Genomic DNA, 20,041 nt, shown 5'->3' with positions numbered 1-20,041 from the left:
AACGACATGGCTACCGAGATCAAAGCGCCAACCTTTCCAGAGTCCGTTGCCGAAGGCAGCGTGGCGGCCTGGCACAAGAAGCCCGGCGATAGCGTTGAGCGCGACGAATTGATCGTCGAAATCGAGACCGACAAGGTGGTGCTCGAAGTGGTGGCGCCGGAAGCCGGCACCCTGAGCGAAATCAACGCCGAGGAAGGCGATACCGTGCAGTCCGAGCAGGTGCTGGGCATTCTCGGCGCGGCGGGCGACAAGGCCAAGGCTGCCGACAAGGGGGGCAAGGCCGAGGACGCCAAGGCCGAGGCGCCCAAGTCTGATGCCAAGCCCGCCGCCGCTGGCGGCAAGCAGCACGACGTCAAGGCGCCGACCTTCCCCGAGTCGATTCAGGAAGGCACTGTGGCCAGCTGGAACAAGCAGGTTGGCGAGGCGGTCAAGCGTGACGAAGTGCTGGCCGAGATCGAAACCGACAAGGTGGTGCTCGAAGTCGTGGCACCGGCCGACGGCGCACTCGCCGAGATCAAGGCGAAAGAGGGTAGCCAGGTCGCCTCCGAAGAGGTACTGGCGATCTTCAGTGAAGGCGCCGGCGGCGATAGCGCTGGCAGCGAGGCGGCTCCCGCCGAAAGCGCCAAGTCCGATGCCGGCGACGACGAGAAAGTCGGCGACAAGATCCTCGCCCCGGCGGCGCGCAAGCTGGTCGCCGAGCATGACCTCGACGTCAGCAAGATCGAGGGCACCGGCAAGGGCGGCCGTATCCTCAAGGAGGACGTCCAGAAGGCCGTGAAGGAGGGCTCCGCGAAGAAGGCCGCCAAGCCGGCCAGCGCGCCCAAGCAGGCCGCCGCCGCAGCACCGGTCGTCGAGGGCGAGCGCCCCGAGAAGCGCGTGCCGATGAGCCGTCTGCGCCAGACCATCGCCAAGCGCCTGGTCCAGGCCCAGCAGACCGCCGCCATGCTGACCACCTATAATGAGGTCGACATGGGCGCGGTGATGGCGCTGCGCGCCCAGTACAAGGAGACCTTCCTCAAGGCCCACGACACCAAGCTCGGCTTCATGGGCTTCTTCGTCAAGGCGGCTTCCGAGGCCCTCAAGCGCTTCCCCGACGTCAATGCCTCCATCGACGGCAGCGATATCGTCTATCACGGCTACCAGGACATCGGCGTGGCGGTGTCCACCGACCGTGGCCTGGTGGTGCCGGTGCTGCGTGATACCGACAGCATGAAGATCGCCGACGTCGAGAAGACCATCGTCGACTTCGGCAAGCGCGCCCGCGACGGCAAGCTGGGCATCGACGAGATGCAGGGCGGCACCTTCACCATCACCAACGGTGGCATCTTCGGCTCGCTGATGTCGACGCCGATCATCAACCCGCCGCAGACCGCCATCCTGGGCATGCACAAGATCCAGGAGCGCCCCATGGCGGTCAATGGCAAGGTCGAGATCCGCCCGATGATGTATCTGGCGGTCTCCTACGACCACCGCATGATCGATGGCAAGGACGCGGTGCAGTTCCTGGTCACCATCAAGGAACTGCTCGAGGATCCGGCACGCCTGCTGCTGGACGTATAACGCGACTGCCAACGACTAACGCGCAACCTATACAGGAAACGTATTCATGGCCGATAAATTCGATGTGATCGTGATTGGTGCGGGCCCCGGCGGCTACGTGGCCGCCATCCGTGCCGCCCAGCTGGGCCTGAAGACCGCCTGCGTCGAGAAGTGGGTTAACAAGGAAGGCAAGACGGTACACGGCGGCACCTGCCTCAACGTGGGCTGCATCCCGTCCAAGGCGCTCCTCGAGTCCTCACACAAGTTCGTTGAGGCACGCGATCATTTCGCCGAAGTGGGTATCAACGTTGGTGACGTCAGCGCTGATATCCCCAAGATGCTCGAGTTCAAGAATCAGGTCATTGCCAAGAACGTTGGCGGTATCAGCGCTCTGTTCAAGGCCAACGGTGTGACCGCCCTGGAAGGCGCCGGCAAGGTGCTCTCCAGCAAGCAGGTCGAGGTCAGCAAGGATGGCGACAAGGCCGTCTATGAGGCCGAGCACATCGTCATCGCCTCCGGCTCGGTGCCGGTCGAGATCCCGCCGACGCCGCTTACCGAAGGCCTGATCGTTGACTCCACCGGCGCGCTGGAGTTCGAAGAGACGCCCAAGCGCCTGGGCGTGATCGGTGCCGGCGTCATCGGCCTCGAGCTGGGCAGCGTGTGGAGCCGCCTGGGCTCCGAGGTGACGGTGCTCGAGGCCATGGACTCGTTCCTGCCGATGGTCGACTCGGCCATCGCCAAGGAGACCCAGAAGCTGCTCAAGAAGCAGGGCCTGGACATCAAGATGGGCGCCCGCGTCACTGGCTCAGAGACCAACGGCAAGGAAGTCACCGTCAAGTACACCGACGCCAAGGGCGAGCAGGAGCAGGTGTTCGACAAGCTGATCGTGTGCGTTGGCCGGCGTCCCTACACCCAGGGCCTGCTGGGAGAGGACGCCGGGGTCAAGCTCGACGAGCGCGGCTTCATCTTCGTCGACGACCAGTGCCGCACCAGCGTGCCGGGCGTCTACGCCATCGGTGACTGCGTGCGCGGCCCGATGCTGGCGCACAAGGCCTCGGAAGAGGGGGTAATGGTCGCCGATATCATCGCCGGCCATAAAGCCGAGATGAACTACGATGCCATTCCCAGCGTGATCTACACTTCGCCGGAAGTCGCCTGGGTCGGCATCACCGAGCAGGACGCCAAGGCCGCCGGCATCGAGATTAAGACCGGCAGCTTCCCGTTTTCGGCCAACGGTCGTGCACTGGCTAATCATGCATCGGAAGGGATGGCTAAGATCATCGCCGATGCCGAGACCGACCGCATCCTGGGCATGCATATCGTTGGCCAGCACGCTGGCGAACTGATTGCCCAGGGCGTGATCGCCATGGAGTTCGGCTCCAGCGCCGAGGATCTGGCGCTGACCTGCTATGCGCATCCGACTACCGCGGAAGCCGTCCATGAAGCGGCTCTGGCAGTGGATGGTCATGCCATCCATATGGCCAATCGCAAGAAGCGCAAGTAAGACAACAAGCGCCGCCTGCGGGCGGCGCAGTGCTTCCGGCGACGTACCGGAAGCAGACGGGGGTGACCCGGGAACGCACTAAGTGTCCGCGGTCATCGTTCGAGTCACATGCAACCAATGGCATGAATCGATGAACCTTCACGAATATCAAGGCAAGCAGCTGTTTGCCGACTATGGTCTGCCGGTGTCCAAGGGTTTCGCCGTGGACACGCCCGAAGAAGCCGCTGAAGCATGTAAAAAGATCGGCGGCGACATGTGGGTCGTCAAGGCCCAGGTCCACGCTGGTGGTCGCGGCAAGGCCGGCGGCGTCAAGTTGATCAAGGACCCCGCAGAGGCCAAGGCCTTCGCCGAGCAGTGGCTGGGCAAGAACCTGGTCACCTTCCAGACCGATGAACACGGTCAGCCGGTGGCCAAGATCCTGGTCGAGACCTGCACCGATATCGCCGACGAGCTATATCTGGGCGCGGTGGTCGACCGTACCACCCGTCGCGTGGTGTTCATGGCTTCCACCGAAGGCGGTGTGGAGATCGAGAAGGTTGCCGAGGAGACCCCCGAGAAGATCCTCAAGACCGAGATCGATCCGCTGGTCGGTGCGCAGCCGTACCAGGCCCGCGAGCTGGCCTTTGCGCTGGGCCTCAAGGGCGACCAGATCAAGCAGTTCACCAAGATCTTCCTGGGTCTGTCGCGCCTGTTCCACGAGAAGGATCTGGCGCTGCTCGAGATCAACCCGCTGGTGATCACCGACGAAGGTAACCTGCACTGCCTCGACGCCAAACTGGGGCTGGACAGCAACGCGCTGTATCGTCACCCCGACCTGCAGGCGATGCGCGACCCGTCCCAGGAAGACGAGCGCGAAGCCGACGCCGCCAAGTGGGAACTCAACTACGTGGCGCTGGACGGCAACATCGGTTGCATGGTCAACGGCGCTGGCCTGGCGATGGGCACCATGGACATCGTCAACCTCAACGGCGGCAAGCCGGCCAACTTCCTCGACGTCGGCGGCGGCGCCACCAAGGAGCGCGTGGCCGAGGCGTTCAAGATCATCCTCTCCGACGATAACGTCAAGGCGGTACTGGTCAACATCTTCGGCGGCATCGTGCGCTGCGACATGATTGCCGAAGGCATCATCGGCGCGGTCGAGCAGGTCGGCGTCAACGTGCCGGTAGTGGTGCGTCTCGAGGGTAACAACGCCGAGCTGGGTGCCGAGAAGCTGGCCTCCAGCGGTCTCAACATCATCGCTGCTACCAGTCTGACCGATGCGGCTCAGCAGGTCGTCAACGCGGCGGAGGGCAAGTAATGAGCATCCTGATCGACAAGAACACCAAGGTCATCTGCCAGGGCTTCACCGGCGGCCAGGGGACCTTCCACTCCGAGCAGGCGATCGCCTACGGCACTCAGATGGTCGGCGGCGTGACCCCGGGCAAGGGCGGCCAGGAGCATCTCGGCCTGCCGGTGTTCAACACCGTCAAGGAAGCGGTCGAGCAGACCGGTGCCGAGGCCAGCGTGATTTACGTGCCGGCGCCGTTCTGCAAGGACTCGATCCTCGAAGCCGCCAACGCCGGCATCAAGCTGATCGTGTGCATCACCGAAGGTATCCCGACCCTCGATATGCTCGACGCCAAGGTCAAGTGTGACGAGCTGGGTGTGCGCCTGATCGGCCCCAACTGCCCTGGCGTGATCACTCCGGGCGAGTGCAAGATCGGCATCATGCCGGGCCATATCCACAAGCCTGGCCGTGTCGGTATCGTGTCGCGCTCCGGCACCCTGACCTATGAAGCGGTCAAGCAGACCACCGACCACGGCTTCGGCCAGTCGACCTGCGTGGGCATCGGCGGCGACCCGATCCCGGGCTCCAACTTCATCGACATCCTGGAAATGTTCGAGAAGGACCCGCAGACCGAGGCGATCGTGATGATCGGTGAGATCGGTGGCACCGCCGAGGAAGAGGCCGCGGCCTATATCAAGGCCAACGTCTCCAAGCCGGTAGTCTCCTACATCGCCGGTGTTACTGCCCCTCCGGGCAAGCGCATGGGCCATGCCGGTGCGATCATCTCCGGTGGCAAGGGCACTGCGGACGAGAAGTTCGGCGCCCTCGAAGACGCCGGCGTCAAGACCGTGCGTTCGCTGGCCGAGATCGGCGACGCCCTGAAGCAGGTAACCGGCTGGTAAGTCGCCGACCGTTTCAGTCGTAAGACGTCAAAGGGCACCTTCGGGTGCCCTTTTTGATATTCGTTTACCGACCCGTATCGGTGAGATGGCGAGGAGCTGCTAGGCTGAATGGCATAAAGCCATCGGGATGCGCGTCATCCCGCCACAGCAGGGAGCAGGGGGCGATATGGACGAGCTGGCCAGACGACTCGGATTGCGCACCGAACCGACCATCTTCTTTACCTCGGCAGGCTTGATGGTGGCGTTTCTGATCGCGCTGTTGATCGCCCCGGAGACGATCAGGGACGTGTTCGCCAACGGCCGCGAGTGGGTCGTCACCAATCTCGGCTGGTTCTTCATCATGGGCGTCAACGCCTGGCTGCTGTTTCTGCTGTGGGTGGCGATCAGCCGCTACGGTCAGATTCGCCTCGGGCGCGAGGATGAAAAGCCCGAATATGGCAACATCTCCTGGTTCACCATGCTGTTCGCCGGCGGTATCGGCACGGTGCTGATGTTCTGGGGCGTGGCCGAGCCGATCTTCCACTTCTCCAATCCGCCCCATGGCGATATCGAGCCGCACTCGGTGGCGGCCTCCCAAGAGGCGATCGGCTTCTCGCTCTACCACCTGGGCCTGCATACCTGGACCATCTTCACCCTGCCGGGGCTGGCCTTTGCCTATTTCATCCATCGCCACGGCCTGCCGATGCGGGTCAGCTCGGTGTTCTACCCGCTGCTCAAGGAGCGGGTCTACGGGCCGATCGGCAAGACCATCGACATCTTCGCGGTGCTCGGCACCCTGTTCGGCGTGGCGGTGTCGATCGGCCTGGGTACCTCGCAGATCAACGCCGGCCTGTCCGAACTGATGGGGGTGCCGGACAACGTCACCGTCAAGGTCCTGATCATCATCGCATTGACCGCGGTAGCCGTGGCCTCGATCGTGGCAGGTCTCGACAAGGGCGTGAAGGTGCTCTCCAACATCAATATCGGCATGGCCACCGGCCTGATGCTGTTCGTGCTGGTGACCGGCTCCACGGTATTCCTGCTGCGCGGCATCATCGAGACGCTGGGCATCTACGTCTCGAACATCGTGCCCATGGCGTTCTGGAACGATACCCTGGCCCAGTACACCCGCGAGGGTGGCAGCTGGGGCTGGCAGGGCAACTGGACGGTGTTCTACTGGGCCTGGACGGTCACCTGGTCGCCGTTCATCGGCATCTTCGTGGCGCGTATCTCGCGTGGTCGTACCATTCGCGAGTTCGTGCTCGGCGTGCTGTTCGCGCCGTCGTTGTTCACCCTGGTGTGGTTCGCCATCTTCGGCTGGTCGGCGATGGAGATCGACGGTATCGGCAGCGCCGCCCGCGAGGCGCTGGGCGACCAGGCCGGGGTAATGTCAGCGGCGGTGGCCGAGAGCGTGCCGCTGGCGATGTTCGCCTTCTTCGAGCACTTCCCGGCCACGACCCTGATCCAGGGGCTGGCGGTGGTGATCGTGGCGATCTTCTTTGCCACTTCGTCGGATTCGGCGTCGCTGGTGGTCGACATGCTGTGTACCGGCGATGCGGGCCAGGGGCCGGTGCGCCAGCGGGTGTTCTGGGGGGTGTCCGAGGGGGCCGTGGCGGCGATGCTGATCGTGCTCGCCGGTGAGGCGGGGCTCGAAGCCCTGCAGCAGGTGATCACGGTGATCGGCTTGCCGATCTTCATCATGGTGTTCGCCATGATTTTTGCGCTGTTTCGTGGACTCTCCGCCGAGCGCATCAGCAAGATCAAGGTCGGCACGCCACCACACCCCGATCAGATGTAGCCATATACCCGATCTGGAGAAAACGCATGGCCAAGGTACCCGCCGCCTATCAGGCAAGCCGGGGGTCGGTGCTCGACGTGGATCGCGACTTCTACTCGCGGCTGCGCGATCCCGCCGACCGTGAACGCATTGCACAGCACGTGGTGCCGCTGCGCGACGGCCTGGCCTGGGCGGTGCCGGCTGGGCACGTGCTGCGCCTATCGACGCTGCATGGCCCGCAGGTCGGTGATTTCAATCTCTGGAGCCTGCACAACCCCCGCGAGCGCTTCTGGGCCTCGCGCACGCGCCAGCTGCAGCGCGCCCATGTCTCGACCTTCGACCGGCTGTGGTCGACCTTGCCCTATCTGCGGCCGATGGCGACCATCATCGCCGATACGCTGGAGGGATACGGCGTGGATGTCGACGGCGGCCGCGTTCACGACCTGCTCGGCACGCGCTGCGACCCCTACGTCAACAAGCTGCTCACTGGCGAAGACTTCGACCATCACTGCCACTCCAATCTGGTGCGGGCGGTGGCGCCGTTCGGGCTCACCGAGTTCGACGTTCACGACGTGCTCAATGTCTTCCAGTGCACCGGCCTCAACGAGGACGACCAGTACTTCATGAAGGCCTGCCCGGCCCGAGAAGGCGACTACATCGAGTTCTTCGCCGAGATCGATCTGCTCTGCGCGCTATCGTGCTGCCCTGGCGGCGACCTGTCGCTCGACCTGTGGGGGCCCGATGCAAAAGATCCTCTGTCTACCTGCCAGCCGATCGGTGTCGAAGTGTTTCGCCTGATGCCCGAACGGCTCGCCGGGTGGGAGTCGCCAGGCTATGCGCCCTATCGCGGCAGCCACGGCATGCGCGGTCCCGGCATCGACTGGGCGGCAGAAAAGCGTAAGGCGCAGAAGGGTGGTTGATGCTCAGCCAGCGCTGCTCAGGCTGCAGTTGCGACCGTTGCGTTTGGCCTTGAGTAGTGCCTCATCGGCGCGCTTCAGGGTGTGCTGATGAGGCTCGCCGCGACGGTGCTGGCTCAAGCCGGCGCTGACGGTGACCGACAGCGGCTGACCGTTGTCGTGGATCGTCACGGCGGCAAGGCGGTGACGCAGGCGTTCGACGATGGTCTGCGCCTCGTCGAGATCGGTGTCGGCCAATAGCAGCAGAAACTCTTCACCGCCCCAGCGACCGCAGAGGTCATAGTGGCGCAGCGTCGCGCTCAGCTCCCGGGTGATGGCCACCAGCAGCCGGTCGCCGATGTCGTGGCCATGGCGGTCATTGATCAGCTTGAAGTGATCGATATCCAGCAGTGCCAGCGTGAAGCGACGCCGTTCGCTGATGAGCTGTTCCAGGCGCTCGCCGATCAGCCGGCGGTTGGGGAGTTCGGTGAGCGGGTCGTGGGTCGAGGCCTGCTGCAATACCTGATTGCGCTCGCGCATCAGCGCCTGGTAGCCGTCGGAGATGCGTGACAACTTGCGCTGGCGCCGTAGGGTGCGTTCGTAGCGCTGCTGTGTCACTTGTCGGGCCTCCATGGCCAACAGCTGGTAGCGGTCGGAAATATTGATCAAGCGCTCGACCTGCAGGCGTTGATCGCAGTGCTGACGATAGAGGCGTTGCAGGGCGCCATGCAGCGGATGGCCGACGTGCTCGGGCAGGTCGAGCAGGGCGGCAACCTCTGCCAGTAACGTCTCTTCGTCATGGTCTTTCATGACTCGCCCGCAATAGGAGTGATAGCGAAAGGGTAGCTGCAGTCCTCGCGAAATTCATCGGCCAGCTCGGCGATGCGTTCGTTGCGCACGTCGTACTGCCAGGTCACCGATACCTCGCGCCCCGTCTCGAAAGCCTCCTCGAGCAGGTCGAAGATATCCATCATTGCCTTCACCGAACTGGTGTTGAGGTACACCAGGGCCAGCTCGAGATGCAGTGGCCGCTGCTCGTTGGCAAGGAAGAGGCGTACCCAATGGATCACCTGGTCGAAGAGCTCGTAGGAGTTCTCCGGATAGGAGTCGCCCTGCATGGCCAGTCGTCCCGCCTGCCAGTCGCTTTGAATCGCCGGCGCGGACTGGCTGCCGGGAATGTCGAGATCGGAAATCATGGTTGTCATGGTCAGCTCAAATCGTGGCTGTAAGGCTAAAGAAACTTCGCTGATTCGACAATGGCTGCAGTGAGGCGTGCAGGGGACGGCTGGACTTGCGGGCCATGTCGATCAGGCCCAGGCCGGCTCCGCTGGGCGTCTCGGCATCGCGAGGCCGGCGCAGCTGCTGCTTGTAGGCCTGCTTCAGGGCTGGCTTGTCGAGCAGAGAGAGCGCCTCGACGGCGGCCACCAGCCGCTCACCGTCGGCCTGCTCGACCAGGTTGCCTGCGCTCACCTGATAGTGGCCCTGGTCGCTGCGCGCCACGGCCACCGTGGCTGCGGCGAGCTCATCGTCATAGCCCTGGCGGCGGGCGTAGTGGCGGATGTTCTGGGTCATCTCGATATAGACGGCAAAGACATCCATGGCCGCGGAAGGTGCAGCTTGCTGAGTGTCCAGGTAGTTGCGTAGCGCCTTGCCGATCTCCTCGATCAGGCTGCGTGATATGGGGCCATTGAAGCACAGCATGATGCGATCATGTAGATAGCTCTCTCGCATGCTCAGTAGATCCATGGCAATTCCTTGGCTGGCAATGATTCAGCCCTGAGAGGGGCTGGGTGGACGATGGGGAACGGGCTCGGTGACGTCCGATTCCGTGCAGAAGATCAACAGGGTGATGTCGTCACGCTGACTGTGTGGGCCTTGATACTCGTTGAGCGCCTGCTCGAAGGCGGCAAGCTGGGCATCGAGTGGCGCCGCCGCCTGGCTTCGTATCAGTGCCTCGAAGCGGCGGTTGCCGAAGCCGAAGCCGTGTCTGCCACCGGCCTGATCGAGAAAGCCGTCGCTACATAGATAATAGCGCCAACCGGGGTGAAGCGGCAGCTGTTGGTTGGTGTAACGGGCCTGGCGTCGATGCCCCAGGGCACGCTTGTGTCCCTTGAGGTGCTCGAGCTGGTTACCGTCGCTGGCATAGAGGTCGAGCTTGGCTCCGGCATAGGTGAGCTGCTGGCATGCTGTCTCGACCCAGGCGAGGCCGATATCCATATTGGTGGCGATGGACGAGGGCAACTGCGCTTCGGGAAGCAGCTGGCGCGACTGGCGATCGATCTCGTTGAGAAGAGCGGCGGGGTCGTCGGCACCCTGCTGGGCGATGGCGTGGTCGATGATGGCACGCGCCAGCATGGTCATCATGGCACCGGGAACGCCGTGGCCGGCACAGTCGACCACGCCGATCAGATAGCCGTGCTGGGTGGCACGGAAGACATAGAAGTCGCCACCGACGGTGTCCCGCGGTTTCCATAGCACGGCGTGATGCGCGACCAGATGCTCGCAGAGCTGCATGTCGGGCAGGATGGCGCGCTGGATGATGCTGGCGTACTGGATGGAGTCGTCGAGCTGCTGGTGCGCGGCGGCCATTGCCGCATTGGCGTTCTCCAGTTCGCGAGTGCGCTCGTGGACTTGCGCTTCGAGGTTGCGCGTGTGATCGGCGACCTGGCGTGCCATGTGCGAGAAGGCCTGGGACAGCTCGCCGATCTCATCGTGGCGTTGGGTGGGGAGCCGAGGACGATAGTCGCCGCTCGCGATGGTGCGGGCCGACAGCGTCAGGTGCTGGAGCGGGGCCAGTATCAGGCGATGGGTAGCGAAGGCAAAGGCCGCCGTGAGACTGCCCAGCACCAGGATCAGCGCGCCCAGTAGTGGCCAGAACCAGCGGCCCTCGACAATGGGGGCGGACTGCATGTCCAGGGTGGTGACCAGCAGCCACTGGAGCTCCGGGATGTAACCCACCGACAGCAGCCTCGGTGCGCCATCGATCTCGACATCGATGGCGCGGATATCGCCTGGACGTCGTATCACTGCCTGCATCGCCTGCCTGAGCGCTTCACGCTGTTGGGCATCGTCAATCGACGACTGGATGCGCTGTTGGCTATCGGCATCCAGAGGGTTGCTGATCGCGCCCAGTGCCAGGCGAGATTGATCGGGGTGGGCCTGGAGGATGCCGCGTGGGTCGACGATCATGGAGGTCAGCCCGGGCGCCTCGGTGCGGATGACGCTGGCGAGGAATTCCTCGAGATCCAGGGCGCCGCCAGCCAGGCCAAGCAGCTCACCGCTATCACGTACCTTGACGTTGACCCACAACATGGTGCGCTCCAGCACACGATCATGACTGACCTTGATGTTGTAGGTCGAGGTGCTGGCCATGGTGGAGAAGTACCAGGCATCTTGCGGCTCTTCAGCGTCGAGGCGATAGTGTGGCGTCAGCGCCTCGCTACGTTGATCGGCGAAGTAGTAGTCTTGGGTGGCGTGATCGATGGTGAAGTAGGCATTGCTGCCGAACTGCTGGCGGAAGCCTTCGGCCTCGGCCAAGAACCTGGCTCGGCGCTCGGGATCCTCGGGCTGGCGAAGCCACTCGCGGGTAACGACCGAGTTGGCAAAACGCCGCGATAGTGCCAACTCCCTCGACACCGGTGCGGTAATCCGCTGCATCTGCAGCAGGGTGTACTGTTCGGCATAGGCGGTAGCGAAGTGACGACGCACTTCCTCGACGGCCATCCAGCCGATCAGCACCGCCGGGACCAGTGCCAGCAGGAAGGCCAGCAGCAAGGTCGCGATCGACTTACCACGTAGTCCGAGGTGTGTTGCCATCGCGTCAGCTTCCTTGATGGATCAACTCACCCACCATTGTCGTCCTTTTGCGTTACCTTGGCATAAACCTTTCTTACACGCGAGTTACTCCTCCACATAGCCAGGGCTATCGCAGATAGGTAGTACCGCTCGGAACTGATCCGTCGACAGGCCTGCGAGGAGGCGCTATAAACCCATCCCTGGGCGCTATCTTGCGCCCTGCTGCGCTCTCGCATCCTGCTCCGCTTGCAGGACCGGTGCTGGCCATCCATGGCCAGCCCGTTCGGAGGCATGCTCCTCACCCATGGCGCAAACCTACTCTTCGGCCTGCCCCCGGCGTTCTTCGCTTAGAGGCAACTACGATCACCTTGCTCACATAGCACGGCCCCGCCAGGGCGAACCTGGCGGGGCCGTGTCGTGGGCTGGGTAGAACTCACTCGGCGGGGCGGGCCACCAGCGAGCGAGTCTCCTCCCGGGCCTCGGTGAGCGCCACGCGAAGCGCATCGCCGAGCTTGTAGCGCTCTTCGCCTTCCACCTGGATGCGGCCTTCCTTGTCGTCGATGACGACCTTGTCGCGGTCGCTGTGCATCATCGGCGCGGGAACGAAGGCGGTGGCACCGTTGGCGGTCAGGCGTACGCGCATGCCGCCACGGTTGATGGCCATGATCTCCGCCTCGAAGGTTTCCTGGGCCTTGGCGGCCGGTGTCAGGAAGCGCACGTAGAGCCAGTCCTTGACGTCGCGCTCGGCCATGCGGTTGAGGCGGCGGCGCTCGGTGAGCTGCTCGGTGAGCTGCTGGCTGGCCTCCGCCGAGGCGCTCTCGCCCTTGAGCACCTGCTTGATCAGGCGGTGATTGACCATATCGCCATACTTGCGGATCGGCGAGGTCCAGGTGGCGTAGGCGGCAAGCCCCAAGCCGAAGTGCGGCCCGGGCAGCGCCGACATGCTGGTGAAGCCCTGGAAACGCCGCAGGCGGATATCCAGCCAGGCGTCCTCGCGGCTCTCCAGGGCACGCTTGAGCTCACGGTAGCGCGGCAGCTCGGTGAGCGCCTCGCGCTCGACCTCGATCTGCTGGGCGCTGAGGAACTCGTGAGCGGCCTCGGCCTTGTCCGGATCGAAGGCGCGGTGCACGTTGAAGATGCCGTGGCCGACCTTGTCGGCGAGCAGGTCGGCGCAGCAGGCGTTGGCGGCGATCATCGACTCTTCGATCATGCGATTGGCGATGCGCCGCTGCTCGGTGCGGATGCCGAGTACATTGCCCGCCTCGTCGAGGTCGAACTCGTAGTCGGGACGATCCTTGAACACCAGCGCATGCTCGGCGCGCCAGGCGCTGCGCGCCTCGGTCAGGTCGCGCAGCGCCTCGAGCTGAGGGGCGATCGCCGCGTCAGGCGCCCACTCGCCTTGGCCCTCGAGCCAGTCGGAGACCCGGTCATAGACGAGCTTGGCATGCGACTTGGCGGTGGCGGCGAAGAAGCGGTAGTCGCCGAGGCTGCCGTCGGCGTTGATCTCCAGGGTGCAGGTCAGCACCGGCCGCTCACGGCCTTCCCACAGCGAGCACAGGTCGTCGGCCAGCACTTCCGGCAGCATGGTGACATTCTGTCCCGGCAGATAGACGGTGAAGGCCCGGGTGCGCGCCTCGAGGTCGGCGGCATGCTGTTCGTCGACGTAGGCGGTGGGGTCGGCGATGGCCACGCTGAGCCGCCAGCCGCCGCCGTCGCGGGGTTCGACGCGCAGCGCATCGTCCATGTCGCGGGTCTTCTCGCCGTCGATGGTGAAGAACGGCTCGGCGGTGAGGTCCTCGCGCTCGAGGCCCTCGTCGCGCAGCGGCCACTCGTCACCGGCTTCGGGGGAGGCCTGCTCGAGGGCATGGCGGGCCAGGGTCACGCGCCACGGCACTGCCGGGTCGTCGGCCTTGACCACCAGCTCATCGATCTGGGCGAAGAAACCGCGGTCGTTCTCCTTGAGCGGATGGCGTACCAGGCGCGCCACGACCCAGTCGCCGTCGCTGATGCTCTCCTCGTCGAGGCTGTTCTTGATCCGCGACTTGAGGACATTCTTGACCGACGGGTGGTCGGGCACCACGGCCAGGCGTCCCTCGCGCTTCTGCACGCGGGCGACGAAGCGCGTCAGGCCCTGCTCGATGAGGGTGTCCGGCTCGACGGAGCGCTTGTCGCCGTCCTCGTGGACAACGGCGGCGACGCGATCGCCGTGGATGACCTGCTTCATGGCCGGCGGCGGCACGAAGTAGGACTCGCCGTCGTCGGTCTCGAGAAAGCCGAATCCCTTGTCGGTGGCCTTGATCACGCCCTCTACGCGAGGCGTGGTAGAGCGAATCTGTTGCTTGAGCTGGGCAAGCAGGGCGTTATTCTGCAGCATCGGACACTTTAGCTTGGCGGGGGTAAGCAGCCACTATACGGATTCCCGTCGGCCCCGCCAATCGCGCGCTTCCTGAAGTTCGCTTTGGCCCCGGTGTCTCAAGAACCTGCATCGTCTCAGCGCTAAGTCCCGGGGTTACCCTGGGGGCAGATACTCCGGTAGGCCGGCCCCGCGCGAAGACGCGGTCCCCCCCCCTCCCTGGGCGCTCGGTTTTTTCCTGCGTTGCTACGCAATCCTACTTCGCTTGCAGGGCGGGGTAGGTCATCCATGGCCAACCCGTCCTGAGGAGTCCTCTTCACCCCTGAAAAAGTCGCCTCGCTCCGGTCTGCCTCCAGTGTCCCTGCTCCAGAGAGAAAGCGCTGGTCTTCTATCGGCAAGGAATCTTGTTCCACCAAGGTTGTAGTGGAGTGGTATTTGACTGGTATCAATATGGGGCTATAGTGGTATTAGATTGGTATGTCTACTACTCCAGACAGGGAGAGATCCATGGATCCACGCTTCCCCCAGCTGCGCCTCGACCCCCAGGGCGCGACGCCCCTCTACCAGCAACTGGCCCGCCAGCTGGAGCAGGCCATCGAGACCGGCGCCTGGCAGGCCGGCGAGGCACTGCCCTCGGAGCGCAATCTGGCCGAGAGCCTGGAGGTGTCGCGGATCACCGCCCGCAAGGCCCTGGATCGCCTGGCCGAGCTGGGGCTGATCCGCCGCAGCCGCGGTTCAGGCACCTTTATTACCCCGCGCCTCAATCAGTCCCTGTCGCGGCTCTCCAGCTTTACCGAGCTGCTCACCCAGCGCGGCTTCACCCCCAGCTCCCATTGGCTGGCGCGCGGCCTGGCCACCCCCAGCGTGGAGGAGGGCATGCGCCTGGGGCTGGGCGCCGATGCCCGGGTGGCACGCCTCAAACGCCTGCGCCTGGCCGACGAGGTGGTGATGGCGGTGGAGGAGAGCTGCCTGCCCGAGGCGGTGCTGCCCGATCCCCGAGCGGTGGAGACCTCCCTCTATGCGGTGCTGGAGGCCAGCGGCAAGCGGGTGGCCCGGGCCCTGCAGCACGTCACCGCTATCAATGCCGACGCCGAGCTGGCGGCCCTGGCCGAGGTACCGGAGGGCCAGGCGCTGCTCAAGGTGACGCGCCTGGGTTATCTCGCCGACGGCACCCCGGCGGAGCTCACCGTCACCTACTGCCGCACCGACTACTACGACTTTATGGTCGAGCTGACTCGTTAGGAGGCTCCATGCAGTACGGCAATATCCTCACCCCCGAGGGCTGGCGACTGGGGGAGCTCCACTGGGACGGCGGGCGCATCACTCGCATCAGTGGTGAAATGGTGGACCCCGACAGCAACGACCATCCGCGGCTGCTGCCTGGATTCGTCGACCTGCATGTGCATGGTGGTGGCGGTGCCGACACCATGGAGGGGCGCGCGGCCCTGGCCACCCTGGCGCGTACCCATGTGCGCTTCGGTACTACCCGGCTGCTGGCTACCACCATGACCGCCCCGGACGCCGAGATTCGCCGGGTGCTGGGCGAGATCGCCGCCTATATGGCCGATCCGGCCCCCCGGGCCGCCGGAGTGCTGGGGGTGCACCTGGAGGGGCCCTATATCAACCCCGGCAAGCTCGGCGCCCAGCCGCCCCATGCCCGCAGCGGCTCGATCGAGGAGGTGGACGAGCTCTGTGCCTTGGCGCCGATCCGCCTGGTCACCCTGGCCCCGGAGCTGGCCGGTCACCACGCCCTGATTCGTCACCTCAGCGAGCGCGGCGTGCGGGTCCAGCTGGGCCACACCTTGGGCAGCTACGAGGAGGGGGTCGAGGCCCTGGCCCATGGTGCCTGCGGCTTCACCCACCTGTTCAATGCCATGACCGGCCTGCACCACCGCAAGCCGGGCATGGTCGGCGCGGCCCTGGCCCATGCCCAGTACGCCGAGCTGATCCCCGACCTGCTGCATGTGCATCCCGGGGCCATCCGTACCGCCCTGCGCTGCATTCCCAACCTCTATGCGGTCACCGACTCCACCGCCGCCGCCGGCATGCCCGACGGCGGCTACCGGTTGGGCGAGCAGACCGTGACTAAGTGCCTGGGCGGCGTACGCCTGGCCGACGGCACCCTGGCCGGCAGCACCCTGACCATGGATCAGGCGCTGCGCAACTTCGTCGGCCTGGGGCTCTCCCTGGCCGAGGCCTCGGATCGCCTGTCGCGCTTCCCCGCCGACTTCCTCGGTCTCGACGAGATCGGTCGCCTGCAGGAGGGCGCCCTAGCCGACCTGGTGGTCCTCGACCCCCAACTCCAACTCCAAGCGGTCTTCGTCGAGGGCCGTGATGTCTCTGGCAACGTCCAAGGAGCCCCGTCATGTCCCTGATGCTCGAAGAAGCCCGTAACGCCCCGGAGCGCATCCGCGGCCAGCTGCAACGCAACCAGGCCCTGCTCGCCGACCTGGGCGAGCGCCTGCGTCTCGCCGAGCCCACCGCCGTGGTCACCGTGGCCCGGGGCAGTTCCGATCACGCCGCCGGCTACTTCGCCTACCAGTGCATGAAGCGCCGCGGCATCCCGGTGGCCTCCTTGCCGCCCTCGCTGACCACCCTGGCCAAGGCCCCTTGGCGCCTCACCGGCCAACTGGCCCTGGCGGTCTCCCAGTCGGGCCAGAGCCCCGACCTGGTGGCCACCCAGCACGCGCTGGCCGCCGCCGGCGCCCGCACCCTGGCGCTGGTCAATACTCCCCAGTCGCCCCTGGGGGCGGCCAGCGACACTGAGATTCCCCTCTATGCCGGGGAGGAGAAGAGCGTGGCCGCCACCAAGAGCTACCTGGCCACGCTCTCCGCCATGGCCCAACTGATCGGCCACTGGCAGGAGGATCGCGGCCTGCTCTATGCCCTGGACGGCCTGCCCGAGCGCCTGACCCGGGCCCTGGCGATGAACTGGTCGACCGCCATCGAGGCCCTGACGGGTGCCGACAAGCTGATGGTGATCGGCCGTGGCGCCGGCCTCGCCGTGGCCCAGGAGGCGGCGCTGAAGTTCAAGGAGACCTGCGCCATCCAGGCCGAGCCCTTTAGCGGCGCCGAGGTGCGTCACGGCCCCATGGCGCTGATCGGCCCCGGCTACCCGGTGCTGGTGTTCGCCCCGCCGGGACCGGAGCAGGCCGGGCTGCTGGAGCTGGCCGAGTGGCTCGAGGGCGTCGGCGCCCGGGTGTTGCTGGCCGCCGACGAGGGCGTGACCCAGCGCCAGCTGACCTTGGTGGATGCCGGCCACGAGGCCCTGCAGCCGCTGTCGGTGATCCAGAGCTTCTACGTCATGGTGGCCGGCCTGGCGGCGGCCCGGGGCAGCGACCCGGACCGCCCCCGGCATCTCAACAAGGTCACCTGCACCCTGTAACAGCTAACAATAATATCGGGAGTCTTCCCATGTCCGATTCCAGCCAAACCCTGACCCTGCTGGCCCCCGTGGCCGGGGTGGTGGTGCCCCTCAGCGCGGTGCCCGACCCGGTCTTCGCCGGCCAGGCCCTGGGCGAGGGCATCGCCCTCGACCCCCTCGGCGAGTGCCTGCATGCGCCCTGCGATGGCGAGGTGGTGCAGTGCGCCCGTACCCACCACGCCCTGACCCTGAAAACCGCCGCCGGGGTGGAGCTGCTGCTCCACCTGGGCCTGGATACCGTGGAACTGCAGGGGCAGGGTATCGAACCCCTGGTGGCCGTGGGCGACCGGGTACGTGCCGGCGATCCGCTGTGCCGCTTCGATGCCGACGCCCTGGCCCGGGGCGCCAGTGCCCTGATTACCCCCTTGGTGATCACCGAGGCCGCCGGCTGGCGACTGCGCGAGCCGAGCCTCGCGGCCGGCGTCCGGGTCGCCCTGGGCGAGCCGCTGCTGGTGCTGGAGGCGGCGGTGGCGGAATGCCATAAGACGGTGGCCGGTGGACCCGAGGCCGAGCGGCGCCTGACCCTGGCCCTGGCGGCGGGCCTGCATGCCCGCCCCGCGGCGCGGTTGCGGGCCATCGCCCGGGAGCATGGCGTTAGTCTGACACTGGATCACGAGGGCGCCGATAGCCCCAGCGCCAGCGCCAGCGCCGATAGCCTAAGCGCCTTGATGAACCTGGGGCTCACCGAGGGTGCGGCGCTGCGGTTGACCGCCCGGGGCGAACACGCCGAGGCGGCCCTGGACGACGCCGAGGCGCTGCTGACCACCCCCGAGGCCGAACCGCATCCCGCTCCTAAGCCTCAAGCGACACCGAACGAGGCGCTGGGCGAGGCACTGGGGGAGGTATTAGAGGAGGGCGAGCTGGCCGGCCTGGTGGCCAGCCCCGGCCTGGCCCTGGGGCCGCTGGTGCACTATCGGCCGCCGCTGCCCACCGTGTCCCATGACGGCGAGGGCGAGGTCGTGGAGGCGCCGCGGCTGACCCAGGCGTTGGCCCGGGTCGGCGAGGCCCTGGCCCGGGACGAAGCCGAGGCGACCCGCAGCGGGCAGACCGCCGAGGCGGAGATCTTCGCCGCCCATGGCGCCTGGCTGGCGGACCCGGACCTGGTGGCGGCGGCCGGCGAGCGCCTTCGCGCCGGGCGCGGTGCCGGCCAGGCCTGGCGGGAGGCCCTGGACGCCGAGGCCGAGCGCCTCGAGGCCACCGGCAACGCCCTGCTGGCCGCCCGGGTCGCCGACCTGCGCGATCTGCAGCGGCGGGTGATGGCGGAGCTGAGCGACGCGGCGGAGGCTGCGCTGCCCGAATTCCCCGAGGGCGCCCTGTTGGTGGCCGAGGAGCTGACCCCCTCGGAGCTGGTGGCGGTAGCCGCCCGGCGTCCCGCCGGGCTCTGCCTGGCCGGCGGCGGCACCACCTCCCATGTGGCCATCCTGGCCCGGGCCCGGGGCATTCCCTGCCTGGTGGCCATGGGGCCGGCCCTGCTGGCGGCCCTCGATGACGTCCCGAGCGAGGCGGCCATCCTGGATGCCGAGCGCGGCCGCCTGGTGCCGGCGCCGAGCGAGGCCCGGGTCGCCGAGGTGGCGGCGCGGATCGCGGCCCGCCGCCGCGAGGCCGAGGCGGCGCGGGCGGCGGCCTTCGAGCCCGCCATCACCCGGGACGGCCGCGAGGTCGAGGTGTGCGCCAATATCGGCGGCGCCGAGGAGGCGCGCCTGGCCGCGGAGGCCGGCGCCGATGGCGTGGGCCTGTTGCGCAGCGAATTCCTCTTCCTGGAGCGCGATAGCGCCCCCGACGAGGCCACCCAGCGCGGCGAATACCAGGCTGCCCTGGCGGCCCTGGGCGGCAAGCCGGTGATCATCCGCACCCTGGATATCGGCGCCGACAAGCAGTTGCCCTACCTGCGCCTGCCGGCGGTGCCCAACCCGGCGCTGGGTGTGCGTGGTGCTCGCCTCTGGGCCAGTCATCCCGAGCTGCTGGAGACCCAACTGCGGGCCCTGCTCGGCGTCACGCGACTCGACGCCCTGCATATCATGCTGCCGATGGTCAGCGAGGCCGGTGAACTGCGCCAGGTGCGCCAGCGCCTGGAGGCCATCGCCTCCGAGATGGGGCTCGAGGTGCGGCCGCGGCTGGGCGCCATGATCGAGGTGCCCAGCGCCGCCCTGTGTGCCGCCAGCCTCGCCGCCGAGGCGGACTTCCTCTCCATCGGCACCAACGACCTGACCCAGTACACCCTGGCCATGGATCGCGAGGACCCGGCGCTGACCGCCCGGGCCGATGTGTTGCACCCGGCGGTGCTGTGGCTGATCCAGGCCACGGTGGAGGGCGCCAAGGGGCGTTGCCCGGTAGGGGTGTGCGGCGCCGCCGCTGGCGACGACCTGGCCGCGCCGCTGCTGGTGGCGCTGGGCGTCGACGAACTCTCCGTGGAACCGGCCCGGGTGCCGGCGGTGAAGGCGGCCCTGCGGCGCCTGGATGCCGCCGCCCTGGCCGCCGAGCTGCCCGAGCTGCTGGCCCTGGACGATGCGGCCGCGGTGCGCGAGCGCCTCACCGCCTGGCTGGCCCGGGCCGACGCGACCCCCGACACAACAACGACAACGACCCTCGAGAGGTGCTGAGAATG

The 20,041-nt window shown here is 66.4% G+C and carries 15 protein-coding genes; 10 read left to right on the top strand and 5 right to left on the bottom strand.

Annotation, left to right across the window (positions count from 1 at the left end; all coding sequences use genetic code 11):
* The first annotated feature begins 6 nt into the window (after positions 1 to 6).
* The 6 genes from odhB to CK498_RS04990 all read left to right on the top strand — a co-directional run bounded on the left by odhB (position 7) and on the right by CK498_RS04990 (position 7,888).
* Positions 7 to 1,560: a 2-oxoglutarate dehydrogenase complex dihydrolipoyllysine-residue succinyltransferase gene (odhB, locus tag CK498_RS05015; RefSeq protein WP_095619768.1), complete on the top strand. Its 1,554-nt coding sequence runs from the start codon at positions 7 to 9 to the stop codon at positions 1,558 to 1,560.
* A 46-nt stretch (positions 1,561 to 1,606) separates the two neighbouring features.
* Positions 1,607 to 3,043 carry a dihydrolipoyl dehydrogenase gene (lpdA, locus tag CK498_RS05010; protein ID WP_095619767.1) on the top strand — a complete coding sequence of 479 codons (1,437 nt, stop codon included), beginning with the start codon at positions 1,607 to 1,609 and terminating at the stop codon, positions 3,041 to 3,043.
* Between the two features lie 130 nt (positions 3,044 to 3,173).
* A complete protein-coding gene (sucC, locus tag CK498_RS05005) occupies positions 3,174 to 4,340 on the top strand; it encodes an ADP-forming succinate--CoA ligase subunit beta (RefSeq protein ID WP_095619766.1) in 1,167 nt (388 codons plus the stop codon).
* Complete coding sequence (gene sucD, locus CK498_RS05000) at positions 4,340 to 5,212, top strand: succinate--CoA ligase subunit alpha (RefSeq protein WP_095619765.1); 873 nt, start codon at positions 4,340 to 4,342, stop codon at positions 5,210 to 5,212. Before sucC ends, sucD begins: the two co-directional genes overlap by 1 nt.
* Positions 5,213 to 5,378: 166 nt before the next feature.
* The gene (locus CK498_RS04995) at positions 5,379 to 6,989 is read left to right on the top strand and encodes a BCCT family transporter (protein WP_095619764.1); all 1,611 of its coding nucleotides are present in this window, start codon (positions 5,379 to 5,381) and stop codon (positions 6,987 to 6,989) included.
* 26 nt (positions 6,990 to 7,015) lie between these two features.
* A complete protein-coding gene (locus CK498_RS04990; RefSeq protein WP_095619763.1) occupies positions 7,016 to 7,888 on the top strand; it encodes an urea carboxylase-associated family protein in 873 nt (290 codons plus the stop codon).
* A 3-nt stretch (positions 7,889 to 7,891) separates the two neighbouring features.
* Here CK498_RS04990 and siaD read toward each other — a convergent pair whose 3' ends face one another.
* The 5 genes from siaD to CK498_RS04965 all read right to left on the bottom strand — a co-directional run bounded on the left by siaD (position 7,892) and on the right by CK498_RS04965 (position 14,033).
* Positions 7,892 to 8,674: a biofilm regulation diguanylate cyclase SiaD gene (siaD, locus tag CK498_RS04985; protein WP_095619762.1), complete on the bottom strand. Its 783-nt coding sequence runs from the start codon at positions 8,672 to 8,674 to the stop codon at positions 7,892 to 7,894.
* Positions 8,671 to 9,069, bottom strand: coding sequence for a biofilm regulation phosphoprotein SiaC (gene siaC / locus CK498_RS04980; protein ID WP_407645834.1), 399 nt, complete (start codon positions 9,067 to 9,069; stop codon positions 8,671 to 8,673). The genes siaD and siaC overlap by 4 nt, the downstream gene beginning before the upstream one ends.
* Before the next feature lie 7 nt (positions 9,070 to 9,076).
* Entirely contained in the window at positions 9,077 to 9,610 is a 534-nt protein-coding gene (gene siaB / locus CK498_RS04975) for a biofilm regulation protein kinase SiaB (protein ID WP_095619761.1), read from the bottom strand.
* Positions 9,611 to 9,634: 24 nt separating this feature from the next.
* The gene (siaA, locus tag CK498_RS04970; protein ID WP_095619760.1) at positions 9,635 to 11,680 is read right to left on the bottom strand and encodes a biofilm regulation protein phosphatase SiaA; all 2,046 of its coding nucleotides are present in this window, start codon (positions 11,678 to 11,680) and stop codon (positions 9,635 to 9,637) included.
* Between the two features lie 412 nt (positions 11,681 to 12,092).
* Entirely contained in the window at positions 12,093 to 14,033 is a 1,941-nt protein-coding gene (locus CK498_RS04965; protein WP_095619759.1) for an exoribonuclease II, read from the bottom strand.
* 486 nt (positions 14,034 to 14,519) lie between these two features.
* Here CK498_RS04965 and CK498_RS04960 point away from each other — a divergent pair, with 486 nt between their 5' ends.
* Genes CK498_RS04960 through ptsP form a run of 4 tightly spaced genes read left to right on the top strand, consistent with a single transcriptional unit; the run spans position 14,520 to position 20,036 of the window.
* Positions 14,520 to 15,254, top strand: coding sequence for a GntR family transcriptional regulator (locus tag CK498_RS04960; protein WP_095619758.1), 735 nt, complete (start codon positions 14,520 to 14,522; stop codon positions 15,252 to 15,254).
* Between the two features lie 8 nt (positions 15,255 to 15,262).
* A complete protein-coding gene (gene nagA, locus CK498_RS04955) occupies positions 15,263 to 16,387 on the top strand; it encodes an N-acetylglucosamine-6-phosphate deacetylase (protein ID WP_095619757.1) in 1,125 nt (374 codons plus the stop codon).
* The gene (locus tag CK498_RS04950; protein WP_095619756.1) at positions 16,378 to 17,397 is read left to right on the top strand and encodes an SIS domain-containing protein; all 1,020 of its coding nucleotides are present in this window, start codon (positions 16,378 to 16,380) and stop codon (positions 17,395 to 17,397) included. Before nagA ends, CK498_RS04950 begins: the two co-directional genes overlap by 10 nt.
* Positions 17,398 to 17,426: 29 nt before the next feature.
* Positions 17,427 to 20,036, top strand: a complete 2,610-nt coding sequence (gene ptsP / locus CK498_RS04945; protein ID WP_095619755.1) for a phosphoenolpyruvate--protein phosphotransferase — start codon at positions 17,427 to 17,429, stop codon at positions 20,034 to 20,036.
* Positions 20,037 to 20,041: the final 5 nt, after the last annotated feature.

It is taken from the genome of Halomonas salipaludis (assembly GCF_002286975.1).
Taxonomy (GTDB): domain Bacteria; phylum Pseudomonadota; class Gammaproteobacteria; order Pseudomonadales; family Halomonadaceae; genus Franzmannia; species Franzmannia salipaludis.
The sequence above is the reverse complement of the archived record's forward strand: the minus strand, read 5'-3'. Positions and strand labels throughout refer to the sequence as shown.